14 protein-coding genes are annotated in these 13,227 nt (G+C 40.6%); 13 read left to right on the top strand and 1 reads right to left on the bottom strand.

Features of this window, described 5'->3' with window-relative positions:
- Positions 1 to 37 precede the first annotated feature (37 nt).
- Positions 38 to 1,240, bottom strand: coding sequence for a bifunctional phosphopantothenoylcysteine decarboxylase/phosphopantothenate--cysteine ligase CoaBC (gene coaBC / locus BKK54_RS09615; protein ID WP_077542861.1), 1,203 nt, complete (start codon positions 1,238 to 1,240; stop codon positions 38 to 40).
- A 196-nt stretch (positions 1,241 to 1,436) separates the two neighbouring features.
- On the opposite strand from coaBC, the gene radC reads away from it, so the two are divergent.
- The 13 genes from radC to BKK54_RS09680 all read left to right on the top strand — a co-directional run bounded on the left by radC (position 1,437) and on the right by BKK54_RS09680 (position 13,064).
- Complete coding sequence (gene radC / locus BKK54_RS09620) at positions 1,437 to 2,081, top strand: RadC family protein (RefSeq protein ID WP_167366625.1); 645 nt, start codon at positions 1,437 to 1,439, stop codon at positions 2,079 to 2,081.
- A 213-nt stretch (positions 2,082 to 2,294) separates the two neighbouring features.
- Positions 2,295 to 2,531 carry a 50S ribosomal protein L28 gene (gene rpmB / locus BKK54_RS09625; protein ID WP_005542826.1) on the top strand — a complete coding sequence of 79 codons (237 nt, stop codon included), beginning with the start codon at positions 2,295 to 2,297 and terminating at the stop codon, positions 2,529 to 2,531.
- Between the two features lie 11 nt (positions 2,532 to 2,542).
- Positions 2,543 to 2,713: a 50S ribosomal protein L33 gene (gene rpmG, locus BKK54_RS09630; protein ID WP_005613503.1), complete on the top strand. Its 171-nt coding sequence runs from the start codon at positions 2,543 to 2,545 to the stop codon at positions 2,711 to 2,713.
- Positions 2,714 to 2,784: 71 nt separating this feature from the next.
- Positions 2,785 to 3,600, top strand: a complete 816-nt coding sequence (mutM, locus tag BKK54_RS09635; RefSeq protein WP_077542863.1) for a DNA-formamidopyrimidine glycosylase — start codon at positions 2,785 to 2,787, stop codon at positions 3,598 to 3,600.
- 168 nt (positions 3,601 to 3,768) lie between these two features.
- Positions 3,769 to 4,131, top strand: a complete 363-nt coding sequence (locus tag BKK54_RS09640; RefSeq protein ID WP_077542864.1) for a hypothetical protein — start codon at positions 3,769 to 3,771, stop codon at positions 4,129 to 4,131.
- Between the two features lie 291 nt (positions 4,132 to 4,422).
- Positions 4,423 to 5,943, top strand: coding sequence for an ammonia-forming nitrite reductase cytochrome c552 subunit (nrfA, locus tag BKK54_RS09645; protein WP_208605819.1), 1,521 nt, complete (start codon positions 4,423 to 4,425; stop codon positions 5,941 to 5,943).
- Positions 5,944 to 6,011: 68 nt separating this feature from the next.
- Complete coding sequence (gene nrfB, locus BKK54_RS09650) at positions 6,012 to 6,650, top strand: cytochrome c nitrite reductase pentaheme subunit (RefSeq protein ID WP_077542866.1); 639 nt, start codon at positions 6,012 to 6,014, stop codon at positions 6,648 to 6,650.
- Positions 6,647 to 7,324, top strand: a complete 678-nt coding sequence (gene nrfC / locus BKK54_RS09655) for a cytochrome c nitrite reductase Fe-S protein (RefSeq protein WP_077542867.1) — start codon at positions 6,647 to 6,649, stop codon at positions 7,322 to 7,324. The genes nrfB and nrfC overlap by 4 nt, the downstream gene beginning before the upstream one ends.
- Positions 7,321 to 8,286 carry a cytochrome c nitrite reductase subunit NrfD gene (nrfD, locus tag BKK54_RS09660; protein WP_077542868.1) on the top strand — a complete coding sequence of 322 codons (966 nt, stop codon included), beginning with the start codon at positions 7,321 to 7,323 and terminating at the stop codon, positions 8,284 to 8,286. The genes nrfC and nrfD overlap by 4 nt, the downstream gene beginning before the upstream one ends.
- An 86-nt stretch (positions 8,287 to 8,372) precedes the next feature.
- Entirely contained in the window at positions 8,373 to 10,277 is a 1,905-nt protein-coding gene (nrfE, locus tag BKK54_RS09665) for a heme lyase NrfEFG subunit NrfE (protein ID WP_077542927.1), read from the top strand.
- Positions 10,277 to 10,807, top strand: coding sequence for a DsbE family thiol:disulfide interchange protein (locus BKK54_RS09670; RefSeq protein WP_077542869.1), 531 nt, complete (start codon positions 10,277 to 10,279; stop codon positions 10,805 to 10,807). Before nrfE ends, BKK54_RS09670 begins: the two co-directional genes overlap by 1 nt.
- Complete coding sequence (gene nrfF, locus BKK54_RS09675; RefSeq protein WP_077542870.1) at positions 10,804 to 11,859, top strand: heme lyase NrfEFG subunit NrfF; 1,056 nt, start codon at positions 10,804 to 10,806, stop codon at positions 11,857 to 11,859. The genes BKK54_RS09670 and nrfF overlap by 4 nt, the downstream gene beginning before the upstream one ends.
- Positions 11,856 to 13,064, top strand: coding sequence for an NAD(P)/FAD-dependent oxidoreductase (locus BKK54_RS09680; RefSeq protein WP_077542871.1), 1,209 nt, complete (start codon positions 11,856 to 11,858; stop codon positions 13,062 to 13,064). The genes nrfF and BKK54_RS09680 overlap by 4 nt, the downstream gene beginning before the upstream one ends.
- The last annotated feature ends 163 nt before the right edge of the window (positions 13,065 to 13,227 follow it).

Here is a 13,227-nt window from a genome sequence, read left to right on the forward strand (position 1 = left end):
TAGCACGCGCTTACTACGTAAAAGTGCGGTCAGAAAATTATCGTGTTTTTCGATATTGTTCAATAATCTCATTCACCAGATCCGTTGCGAGCTCTTTCTTAGATTTTAAAGAAAGCAACTTTTCCCCACTTTTCCAGAAAAGGTGTAACATATTTTCCTCAGCATTAAACACTTGTCCACCCGAGACATCGTTAGCACAGATCATATCTAAATTTTTACGTTGTAATTTATCTTTTGCATAATCATCAACGTTTTGTGTTTCAGCGGCAAATCCCACCGTGAAAGGGCGACTTTCATTTAAATGCCCTACCTCCGCAATAATATCGGGATTTTTAATCAGTTTGAGCGAGATTTCATCATCAGATTTTTTTATTTTCTGTTCACCAATAGTTGCAACACGATAATCTGCGACAGCAGCACAACCAATAAAAATTTGATTTTTGACCGCACTTTTAAGGGAAACTTGCCACATATCTTGAGCTGAAACCACATCAATACGATTGACGTTTTTTGGCGTTTCAAGATTAACAGGGCCGGCAATTAGCGTCACTGTTGCCCCCCGTTGAGCAAAGGCTTCCGCAATAGCAAAGCCCATTTTTCCTGAACTATGATTAGAAATATAACGCACCGGATCTATGGCTTCCCGGGTCGGGCCTGCGGTGATCGCCACATTTAGCCCTTGTAAATCTTGCTGTTGAGTGAAGAAATCCAAAAGTGCGGTAAATATTTCTTGAGGTTCTGACATCCGCCCGGCACCAATATCACCACAAGCCTGAAAGCCGCTATTTGGCCCAATAAGCCTAATGCCTCTCGCTAAAAGTGCAGTCAAATTTTGTTGGGTTATTGGTTGGCTATACATTTGCTGATTCATTGCAGGGGCAAGAAGAATAGGAGAGGCAGTTGCCAGACAGAGGGTAGAAAGTAAATCATTCGCCATACCTACCGTAAGACGAGCAATGAAATCAGCACTTGCTGGCGCAATCACCACAGCATCAGCCCATTTCGCCAGTTCAATATGCCCCATAGCTAATTCTGCTTGTGGTTCTAACAAAGATTGTGACACAGCATTGCCGGAAATCGCCTGTAAAGTCAGTGGAGTGACAAATTCTGCTGCCGCAGGCGTTAATACAACACGGACTTCTGCCTCCGCTTTACGTAATAAACGAATAAATTCAATGGTTTTATATGCAGCAATGCCACCGGTTATCCCCACAACAATACGTTTTCCATTTAAATTCATTTTCTCTCCACGTAACCCGTTGTTAGTACCTATCCACAATCACACATTTTACTTCAATTTAACAAAATAAAAAATTTTATTTTTACGATCTTTTCCGCAGATTTCACCTACTCCATTCGCTTCACATTCAAAGTGCGGTCAAAATTCAAAAAGATTTTAATTAACCTTAGAGAAAAAAATGGAACCGACAAAACTCATGCCAAGAGAAAAATTGTTGAAACACGGCGCTAAAGCTCTAGCTGATCATGAACTCTTAGCGATCTTTTTACGTACCGGCACAAAAGGTTGCCCCGTCATACAACTCTCCGAACAAGTTCTTCAACATTTTGGTTCACTCCACACATTACTTTCCGCAAATCAAAGCTCTTTTTGTGCAATGAAAGGTTTGGGCATCACCCAATTTATTCAACTTCAAGCAACCACAGAAATGACCAAACGTTACCTCAAACAAGAAATGTTCAATTCTCACATTTTTCATGATCCCGAAACCGTCAAACTCTACCTACGAACAGAACTTCAACACGAAGAGCGAGAAATTTTTATGGTTCTATTTCTCGATAACCAACATCGCCTCATCAAAAAAGAGCGGTTATTTCTTGGAACAATTAATGTCTCAAGCGTATATCCTCGTGAAATCATCAAAGAAGCCCTTTATTGCAATGCTGCAGCACTTATTTTGGCACATAATCACCCATCGGGTATCGCAGAACCCAGCTATTCCGATCAAAGCATCACTCAGAAAATTCGTGAATCAGCGGAATTAATGGAAATTCGTATTCTTGATCATTTTATCGTTGGGAAAAACGATTGCTATTCCTTTGCAGAGCATAATTTGCTTTAATTCTCATGGAAACCACCTATTTTTTTATCAGCATCCTTAGGAAAATCGTATTTATACTTGAGAAATGGAAATAAAGTCAGTATAATCTGCGACCTTTAATATAGTAAGCGGGTCGGATTTGCGCGACCTGACGAGGCAGCAAATCTAGTTAAACTAGGTTTAGAACAATCCGAAACGTAAGCTCGAGCTTATATTTAATTATTGGAGATTATTATGTCTAGAGTTTGTCAAGTAACAGGCAAGCGTCCAGCTGTGGGTAACAATCGCTCACATGCAATGAATGCGACACGTCGTCGTTTTCTTCCAAACCTTCACACTCACCGCTTTTGGGTTGAAAGTGAAAACCGTTTCGTAACTTTACGCTTAACAGCAAAAGGTATGCGTATTATTGATAAAAAAGGCATTGATGCAGTGTTAGCTGAAATCCGTGCTCGTGGCGAAAAAATCTAAGGAGCTAAAACATGGCAGCGAAAGGCGCACGTGAAAAAATCCGTTTAGTTTCTACTGCAGAGACCGGGCACTTCTACACCACAGATAAAAACAAACGTAATATGCCTGAAAAAATGGAAATCAAAAAATTTGATCCCGTAGTACGTAAACACGTTATCTACAAAGAAGCAAAAATCAAATAATTTTGCCGATTTGAAAAAGCCCGAGGTTGCTCGGGTTTTTTTGTACATAAAATCTCATTGAGCGCTCAATTATGCCCGAATTACCAGAAGTCGAAACTGCTCTGCGCGGTATCAATCCTTATCTGAAAAACTTTACTATTGAAAAAATTATCGTTCGTCAACCTCAACTACGCTGGGCAGTTTCTCCTGAGCTGATGGCACTGTCAAATGTTAAAATTATCGATCTCACACGTCGTGCAAAATACCTCGTTATCCATACAGAACAAGGCTATATCATCGGGCATTTAGGGATGTCCGGATCCGTCAGAGTCGTCCCACACGACAGTCCTATTGATAAACATGATCATGTGGATATTGTTATGAGTAATGGTAAATTATTACGCTATAACGATCCCCGCCGTTTTGGCGCATGGTTATGGACAGAAAACCTCAATGAATTTCATCTCTTTTTAAAACTAGGACCAGAGCCACTTTCTACTGAATTTAATGCAGAATATCTATTCAAAAAATCCCGCAAAAAAACAACCGCACTTAAGACATTTCTAATGGATAATGCAGTCGTCGTTGGCGTGGGTAACATTTATGCTAATGAAAGCCTGTTCTTGTGTGGTTTGCATCCTCTAAAACTCGCCGGAAACCTCACCCGAAAACAATGCGAACTTATCGTCTCTACAATCAAAGAGGTCCTAATCAAAGCAATTGAGCAAGGCGGTACAACTCTCAAAGATTTTTTACAACCCGATGGTCGCCCCGGTTATTTTGCTCAAGAATTATTAGTATATGGTAACAAAGACAAACCTTGTCCAAAGTGCGGTACAAAAATTGAAAGTTTAGTCATCGCACAACGCAACAGCTACATTTGTCCACATTGCCAGAAAAAAAGATAAGCGAAATTTACTCATTTTAAAGCCTGTTTAAATCGGGCTTTCAATCTCTAATTTTCACAAATATCTTCTACTGTCAAAATCAAATAAGAGAACTAAAGTTTCTTTTATGTTATTTCATACGAAATAATAGAACCCAACGAAGACTCAATTCAAATTGATTAGATATTATTGGTCTATCCCCATGAAATTTTAGCCTATATTCATTTGCCCTTTTCGAATTTACCCAAGCGTCATCCTTATCTGTTCGCCAACCCTTCTATTCAAAAAGCCACGGCAGATTTATTTCCTCACAGCAGTAATTTGAAAGTAGGGATTGTATGGCGTGGAGACCCAACACACGAAAATGATGCCTATCGTTCTATTCATAACTTAAATTATATTGAAACCTTATTTAAAATGACTGGAATTGATTGGTATTGCGTACAAAAAGCGTGTAATGAACAAGAAATACAACTGTTAGAAAAATACAATATTCCACATGTGGCTAAAAATGCGAAAAATTTTGAGACAAATACAACAAGCATTAATTAAACGCATAAATTGGAAACAATAAATTAATTAACCGCACTTTGAATAAAAAAATCAAAGTGCGGTTAAACCTTTATTTCTCCCTATATTGATTCACACTAACTCTTTCGGTGTATTTTTATTTTTTCCTTTGATCTAAAGCAACTTTTTCATAAATAACCCTAGAAAATCACCATACTTTTGCTATTGTTATTTTCGAACTGGAGTATCTTTTTTAATAAGATCAATAGCTTATTAATAATAATTTGCATTTGAATTATTTGTCTTTTCCTACTTTGTTATGGAGTGTTTATCGTGAATAAATTAAGAAAAAGTCTTATTTTAGCTGTCTCTTTCACAGCATTAGGCGCTTACCATTCAGCAATGGCTGAAATGATTTATAAACCGGTTGAGCAGCCTGTTGAAGCCCCAAACCCAAATTTAAAAATCGAAGCGGTGAGTGAAAAATTCGCAGAAAAGTATCCAAAGCAATACCAGTCTTGGAAAGCAACAGAGAAGGGCGACAAAATCATTTACGCTGATGAAGAAGATCCACGTTTAATCGTATTATGGGGCGGTTATGCATTTGCTAAAGAGTATAACGCACCTCGTGGGCATGCTTATGCGATTACAGACGTGCGTAATATTTTGCGTACCGGTGCACCAAAAACCGCCAATGAAGGACCTCAACCAATGGCTTGCTGGACATGTAAAGGTCCCGATGTACCACGTTTGATCGCTGAGTGGGGAGAAAAAGACTACTTCAATGCAAAATGGGCAAAAGGCGGACCTGAAATCGTCAATTCTATTGGTTGTGCTGACTGCCACGATACAACATCAAAAGATTTTGCAGAAGGCAAACCGGCATTGCGTATTGCTCGCCCACATGTTTTACGTGCCTTAGATCATCTTAACAATGCCTTACAAGCTAAAGCAAAAGCTGAAGGAAAAACACAATCTGATCTTAGTTTTAATACCGCAGCACGTACTGAAAAACGTGCAGAAATCTGTGCAAACTGTCACGTTGAATACTACTTTGCAGGTGATATCAAACAAGTGACCTTCCCTTGGAATAATGGTCAAACAGCTGATGATATTGAAAAATACTACGATGATATTGGTTTCAGCGATTGGACTCACTCCCTTTCTAAAGCACCAATGTTAAAAGCACAACACCCTGACTTTGAAATTTGGTCTTTGGGAATGCACGGTAAAAATGGCGTAACCTGTGTGGATTGTCATATGCCAAAAGTACAGGATGCGGATGGTAAAGTTTATACGGATCATCAAATCCAAAATCCATTTGATGCCTTCGATTCAACTTGTGCAAACTGTCATGATCAAAGTAAAGAAAAATTAAAAGAGATCGTGGCTTCACGTAAAAAAGACGTGAAAGATGTGATGGGGCGCTTAGAAGATCAAGTGGTGAAAGCTCACTTTGAAGCCAAAGCTGCTTGGGATGCCGGTGCAAGTAAAGAAGAAATGGAGCCTGCATTAATGGATATCCGTCATGCCCAATGGCGTTGGGATTATACCGCAGCAAGTCATGGTGGTCATATGCACGCCCCTGATGTGATGCTTCGTGTACTAGGTTCCGGTTTAGATAAAGCCGCAGATGCACGTGCTAAACTGGCTGCCATCTTGACAAAACATGGCGTAAAAACGCCGGTTGAGATCCCTGATATTTCTACGGCTGAGAAAGCTTGGAAAGTAATGGGAATTGATATTGAAAAAGAACGTCAAGCAAAAGAAGAATTCTTAAAAACAGTTGTACCTCAATGGGAAAAAGAAGCAAAAGCCAACGGCAAATTAGCTGAAGATACCGCAACAAAATAGTAAGAAAAGTTACCGCACTTTTGTGTTAAAAGTGCGGTCGTTTTCCACAATAAATTTGAGGTTCCAAAATGAATTTAACTTCTTTCCTTCGCAATATGGCAAAAGCCACAGCATTTCTTGCCTTTGCCGTAACAACACCGATGATTGCACACGCACAAGCGGATTCAACACTGAGTTATGAACCGCAATTAGATAATCAACGTGACCCAAACCAATATTGTGCAAAATGCCACAAGTTTGACAAAGTTGATAAAAACCAAACCTTAGATCAATCCGGCGGTGAACTACACTTTGGGAAATTCCATGGTGCGCACTTAAACCAAAAAAATCCAAACAACGGCAAGCCGATCACCTGTGTAAGCTGTCACGGTAATATCACTGAAAACCACCGTCGTGGGGCGAAAGACGTCATGCGATTTGAAGGGGATATTTTTGGTGAGAAAAAACCGATGTATTCCGTGCAAGAACAAAATCAAGTTTGTTTTGCCTGCCACCAACCGGATAAACTTCGTGAAAAATTGTGGGCGCACGATGTACATGCGATGAAATTGCCTTGTGCCAGCTGTCACACACTTCATCCAAAAGAAGATGCAATGAAAGGCATTCAACCAAAACAACGAGTTAAACTTTGTGTTGACTGTCATGGTGAACAACAAAAACGCCAAGCCGAACAAGAAAAATCAACCGAACAAAAGGATAAACAATGACAACTTGCTCACGCCGAAACTTTGTTTCCGGCATGGGGGCTGTGATCCTTATGACGGGAACACCTTTAACTTCTTTAGCAAAAGAAGACAATGCGGATAAAACCAAACGTTATGCTATGGTACATGATGAAACGGCTTGTATTGGTTGTACAGCCTGTATGGATGCTTGCCGTGATGTCAACCAAGTGCCGCAAGGCGTATCTCGTTTAGAGATTTTGCGTAGCGAACCTTATGGTGAATTTCCAAACCAGAAATATGAGTTTTTCCGCCAATCTTGCCAACATTGTACAAATGCGCCTTGTGTGGCAGTTTGCCCAACCGGTGCCTCATTTATTGATAAAGAGACGGGCATTGTCGATGTGCATAAAGATTTATGCGTAGGCTGTCAATATTGTATTGCGGTCTGTCCGTATCGTGTGCGTTTTATTCATCCGGAACATTTAACAGCGGATAAATGTAACTTCTGTCGTGATACCAATTTAGCCAAGGGTAAACAGCCCGCCTGTGTAGAAGCTTGTCCGACAAAAGCGTTAACCTTTGGCGATATGAACGACCCGACCAGTGAAGTCGCCCGTAAAGTAAAAGAAAAACCGGTTTATCGCACAAAAGTGGAATTGGGGACACAACCAAATCTCTACCATATTCCATTCCAACATGGGGAGCCTAGAAGATGACGTTAGATTATCCTGTTCCGTTCCACACCCCCAATTTAGTGTGGGATTCAACCATTGCGATCTATTTGTTTTTACTTGGGATCTCATCCGGTGCGGTACAATTAGCTATTGCATTTAAACGTAGTCATAAATTGGAAAACCCAAGCCAAAACTGGATCATTCGTGCCGGTGTGATTTTAGGTTCGGTGCCAACATTAATCGGTTTAACCCTGTTAATTTTCCACTTGGCACGCCCTTGGACATTCTGGAAATTGATGTTTAATTATCAATTCAATTCTGTTATGTCCATAGGGGTGATGCTCTTCCAAATTTATATGCTGTTCTTGGTGTTATGGGGTGTAGTGATATTCAAAAATGAAATTGAAGCACTCATTCACCGTTTTATACCAAAACTAAAATTTGTGATGAAATTAATTAGCATTGCCGAACGGTTAATTAGCCCCGTAGAAGTGATTTTATTCGTCCTTGCAGCGGTGTTAGGCGCCTATACCGGTTTCCTACTGTCCGCCCTAATCAGCTACCCAATGTTGAATAACCCTGTTTTACCGGCATTATTCTTAGCATCAGGCACGTCATCGGGAATTGCAGCCACATTCTTAATCATTCTGATAGCCGGTAAATTGAAAGGTGATTCTCACGAATCTCACTTCATTCACAAATTTGAAGTGCCGATTATGGTAACTGAACTTGGCTTATTAGTGTGTTTCTTTGTGGGATTACATTTTGGCGGCGGACAAAAAACAGTTGCACTGCACAATGCACTTTCCGGATTTTGGGGAATGATATTCTGGATTGGCGTATTCCTTATCGGAATTTTAATACCATTAATTGCCAATATGTTTGCCTCCGATCGATTCAAATATAATCGCACTTTCATTATTTGGGTGTCGATTTTCGACTTGATCGGGGTTCTCTGCTTACGCTACTTTATTTTGTATGCAGGACAATTAACCGTCGCTTAGAGAAGTTGTTTTATGGAGAAAGGCGTATTAATATGCGCCTTTCTTTTTTGAAACCCGATTTTTATCCACTGAAAAACAAATTTATTATGCTTCCAGAACTTGGTTTCCTTTCCCTTTTAATCGCAACTATCAGTGCGCTGTTTCTTGCATTGTTCCCACAAGTCGGTTTATTCAAAAAAAATCCCACTTTAATCAATTCTGCTTGGTGGTTAAGCTACATTTTCACTATAACAACTACGTTTTCTCTCGGTATTCTCGCTTATTCTTTCGCAATTGATGATTTCACCCTTGAATACGTGGCAGCCCATTCCAATTCCCAGCTCCCGACTTTTTTCAAAGTCGCAGCTACTTGGGGAGGACACGAAGGCTCTATGTTATTCTGGTTATTTTCATTGAGTTTATGGCTTGCTGCTTTTGCTTTTTTTAACCGAAAAAATGACCTCACTTTTTCCTCTCAAAGCTTATCTTTACTGGGGGTGATTTGTTTTGGCTTTGCCGTATTTATTTTGTTTTATTCCAATCCCTTCGGACGCATTTTCCCCGCCCCAATAGAAGGGCGTGATCTCAACCCAATGTTGCAAGATATCGGATTAATTTTCCATCCACCGTTGCTTTATGTCGGCTACGTGGGTTTTGCTGTGAATTTTGCCATAAGCCTAAGCGCGCTCATTCATCATCTCCCCGTCCAACAAATCGCCGATAAAATGCGAAGTTGGGTCTTATTTTCATGGCTATTTTTAACCCTAGGTATCGTGCTGGGTGCATGGTGGGCATATTATGAACTAGGCTGGGGTGGCTGGTGGTTTTGGGATCCGGTGGAAAATGCCTCGCTGATGCCTTGGCTACTCGGACTTGCTTTACTACATAGCTTAGTCATTGCAGAAAAACAAGGCGTATTCCCTTATTGGACAACCTTATTTTCTCTCCTCACTTTTGCCTTCAGTGTACTCGGCACCTTTATTGTTCGCTCAGGAGCACTCACCTCCGTTCATGCTTTTGCTGTAGATAATACCCGTGGTTATGCATTACTACTCATCTTTTTTTTGCTCACCTTATTTGCTTTTGGGTTATTCGCACTACGCTCAAATACTCAACAAAGTGCGGTCAAATTTCAGCTTATTTCAAAAGCAGGAGGAATTTTATTACTCAATATTTTATTAACCATCGCCACGGTTTCCACCTTTTTAGGTACGTTCTACCCCATGCTATTTCAAGCGATGAATTGGGGATCTATTTCTGTCGGCAGCCCCTATTTCAATAGCATTTTCTTACCCATTTTGACGGTCATGTTAATGACTATGGTCACCTCTCTCTCATTACGCTGGTCGAAGTTTGAGCAATCTTCTTTTATACGCCGTTTATTATTGATTATCCCTGCCGGAGGCATTGCCTTATTAATGATTTGGCAACAAATTCATCATAATGAATCCCTCCGTTTCCATGGCTTCGCCTTCCTTTTACTCACGCTTGCCATCTGGCTTTTCCTTGCGACCTTATGGCAAAATTGGAGAAAAATCCGCCTTGCACAACTCGGTATGATTCTTGCCCATTGCGGAGTGGCAATGGCTACTATGGGGGCAGTGATGAGCAGTTATTTTGGCAGTGAAATCGGTGTTCGCCTTGCGCCACAACAAAGCCAAAAACTCGGGCAATATGAATTTCATTACCGGCAATTCTCTAATGAAATCGGGCCAAATTTCACCACAGAAGTCGCATTTTTTGATGTCACAGAAAAAGGTGAAGCTTACGCTAATATCATACCTGAACGCCGTTATTATGACGTCCGCACCATGACGATGAGCGAAGTCGGTTTAAGTGGCGGATTTTGGGGTGATCTCTATATTGTGATGGGCGATGCTCTCGGAAAAGGGGAATTTACTTTCCGTCTGCATTACAAGCCGCTTATTCGTTGGCTTTGGGCAGGGGGAATTTTAATGGCATTAGGTGCCCTTTGTAGCACATTTGCTTTACGCCGAAAACAGGAAAGATAATGAAGAAAAAATGGCTCTTTTTTACACCGCTCTTGATGCTTTTAGGTGTATGTATCCTATTAATTGCCGGGTTGAACCAAGATCCGAAAAAGATTGCTTCTGCACTAATAGATAAACCCATACCGGAGTTTTATCAGGCAAATTTGCTTGATCCTTCGCAAACGATCAGTCCGAAAAATTTCCCCAAACAACCATTTTTATTGAATGTCTGGGGTAGTTGGTGTGGCTACTGCAAAGAAGAACATCCGCTATTAATGGATATCGCCAAAACCATTCCGATCATCGGCATTGATTATCGGGATAACCCACAAAACGGACGTGAAATGCTCAAAAGAATGGGCAATCCTTTCCTTTTGACTATTGATGACAGCCAAGGTGAGCTTGCCATGAAACTCGGCGTAGATGGTGCACCGGAAACCTATTTAGTCGATGCTCACGGTATTATTCGTTATCGTCATTCCGGGCTACTTGATCGAGAAACTTGGAAAAATGTTTTTATTCCCCAAATTCAACAATTAATGAAAAAATGAAAATCTTTTTAACCGCACTTTTATTCGCTTTTAGCTTGTTTTCACAAGCAGAAATGGTGGATACGTATCAATTTAACAGCTCGGCGGATCGCACCCGTGCCGTAGAGCTGGCAAAATCTTTGCGTTGCCCTCAGTGTCAAAATCAAAACTTGGTAGAATCCAATTCCCCCATTGCCTATGACCTACGCATTGAAGTTTATAATATGGTGAACGAAGGCAAAAGCAATCAGCAAATTATTGATACAATGACCGCACGTTTCGGTGATTTTGTGAATTATAAGCCGCCTTTTCAGTGGAATACCGCATTATTGTGGCTATTACCCATTGGGTTACTCATTTTAGCTGCCGGATTAGTTTGGCATTCTCACCAAAAAATACTTCAGCTCAAGGATAAGGCCTCCCTTTCCACATTCAACGATCTTGAGCCAAACGAGCCACTCACACATACTTCCCAAAAGAGCAATAGAAAAATCGCTCTCAGTATTTTTGCGTTACTCATTGCCATTCCACTTGGTTATTATTTATCTCTTGACCGCTTTTCACGCCTACAAGAAGGCGAGCAAGCGATGATTTCCCAACATAACAAGCAAATTGAAATGGCAGATTTCCACAAAAAAGAAGATGTAATTACGAAAATTCAGGATAAATTGCGGGCAGATCCGAATAATACCGAAGCTTGGATTCAACTGGGCGAGGCTTATGTACAAAACAACGAATTTGATCATGCTCTCATTGCCTACTCCAACGCAGAAAAATTATCGGGCAGCAAGCCGAACATTTTAGGCTTAAAAGCAACCGCACTTTATTATCAAGCGGGACAACAACTTACCTCAGAAGTCCAACAACTTTTGAACCAAGCTCTCACCCAAGATCCCAAAGAAATTTCCAGTCTCTCTTTGCTTGCGACGATTGAGCTTGAACAGCGTAATTATTCTCAAGCAAAAAATTATTTACAACAATTGCTAGATAGTGGTAATGCGGCGGTTGATCGCCGTATGGTAATTCAACGAATGAAAATGTTAGAATTTTTAGACAAAGGGCAAGCACAGTGAAGCATTATTTTGAAACGCTCATTATCGGTGCAGGTGCAGCCGGCTTATTTTGTGCCTCACAATTAGGAAAATTAGGCAAAGAAGTCGCTATACTGGATAACGGTAAAAAAATCGGACGAAAAATCTTAATGTCCGGCGGTGGTTTTTGCAATTTTACCAATCTTGATGTCACCCCGGCTCACTATCTCTCGCAAAATCCTCATTTTGTCAAATCAGCCCTTGCTCGTTATACCAACTGGGATTTTATTTCGCTCGTGGCTGAATATGGCATTGCCTATCACGAAAAAGAACTCGGGCAACTTTTTTGTGATGAAGGGGCGGAAAAAATCGTAGAGATGTTGGCAACGGAATGTAAAAAACACCAAGTAAAGATACACTTACGCAATGAAATATCGCAGATTGAACAGGTTGAGAATAATGAAACAGTACGCTTTCAGGTGATAGCAAATGCTATCCAATGGGAATGCAAAAACTTAATCATTGCCACGGGAGGGCTTTCAATGCCCGGACTTGGCGCGACCCCTTTAGGCTATCAGATTGCTGAACAATTTGGCATTCCTGTCATTCCACCACGCGCAAGCCTTGTCCCCTTCACTTATCGAGAAACTGACAAATTTTTGACCGCACTTTCAGGCATTAGCCTACCTGTAACCCTCACGGCAAAGAGTGGAAAATCCTTTCACAATCAGTTACTTTTCACCCATAGGGGGATTTCAGGCCCTGCAGTATTACAAATATCTAATTATTGGCAGCCTAATGAAAGCGTAGAAATTGATTTGTTACCAACACATAATTTGGAAGATGAAATCCACCAAATGAAACAAGACTCACCAAAACTGATGTTAAAAACCGTGCTGACACGTTTACTTCCCAAAAAATTAGTGGAACTTTGGATCGAACAAGGTTTTATTCAAGATGAAGTAATTGCTAACCTCAGTAAAGTGCGGCTAAAAAATCTATTAGATTTAGTTCATCATTGGCAATTTATACCTAATGGCACAGAGGGGTATCGCACAGCTGAAGTCACTATGGGTGGAGTGGACACACATCATATTTCTTCTAAAACCATGGAAAGTCAGCAAATAAAAGGCTTATATTTTATTGGAGAAGTATTAGATGTTACCGGCTGGCTTGGCGGTTACAATTTCCAATGGGCGTGGAGTTCGGCTTATGCTTGTGCCTCTGGAATAGGGGAAAAAATGTAGGGACACACTGCGTGTGTCCGGTATAAAATCAAAATCATCTCAATATGTTATAAACGGACACACACAGTGTGTCCCTACAAATAACGCCTAAATCATGTTTCAGTCACTGCGACATAATACCGGCTTTCTACATCATAAAACTGGCTGAAAATAAACCGCACTT

It is taken from the genome of Rodentibacter genomosp. 1 (genome assembly GCF_001999285.1).
Lineage (GTDB): Bacteria > Pseudomonadota > Gammaproteobacteria > Enterobacterales > Pasteurellaceae > Rodentibacter.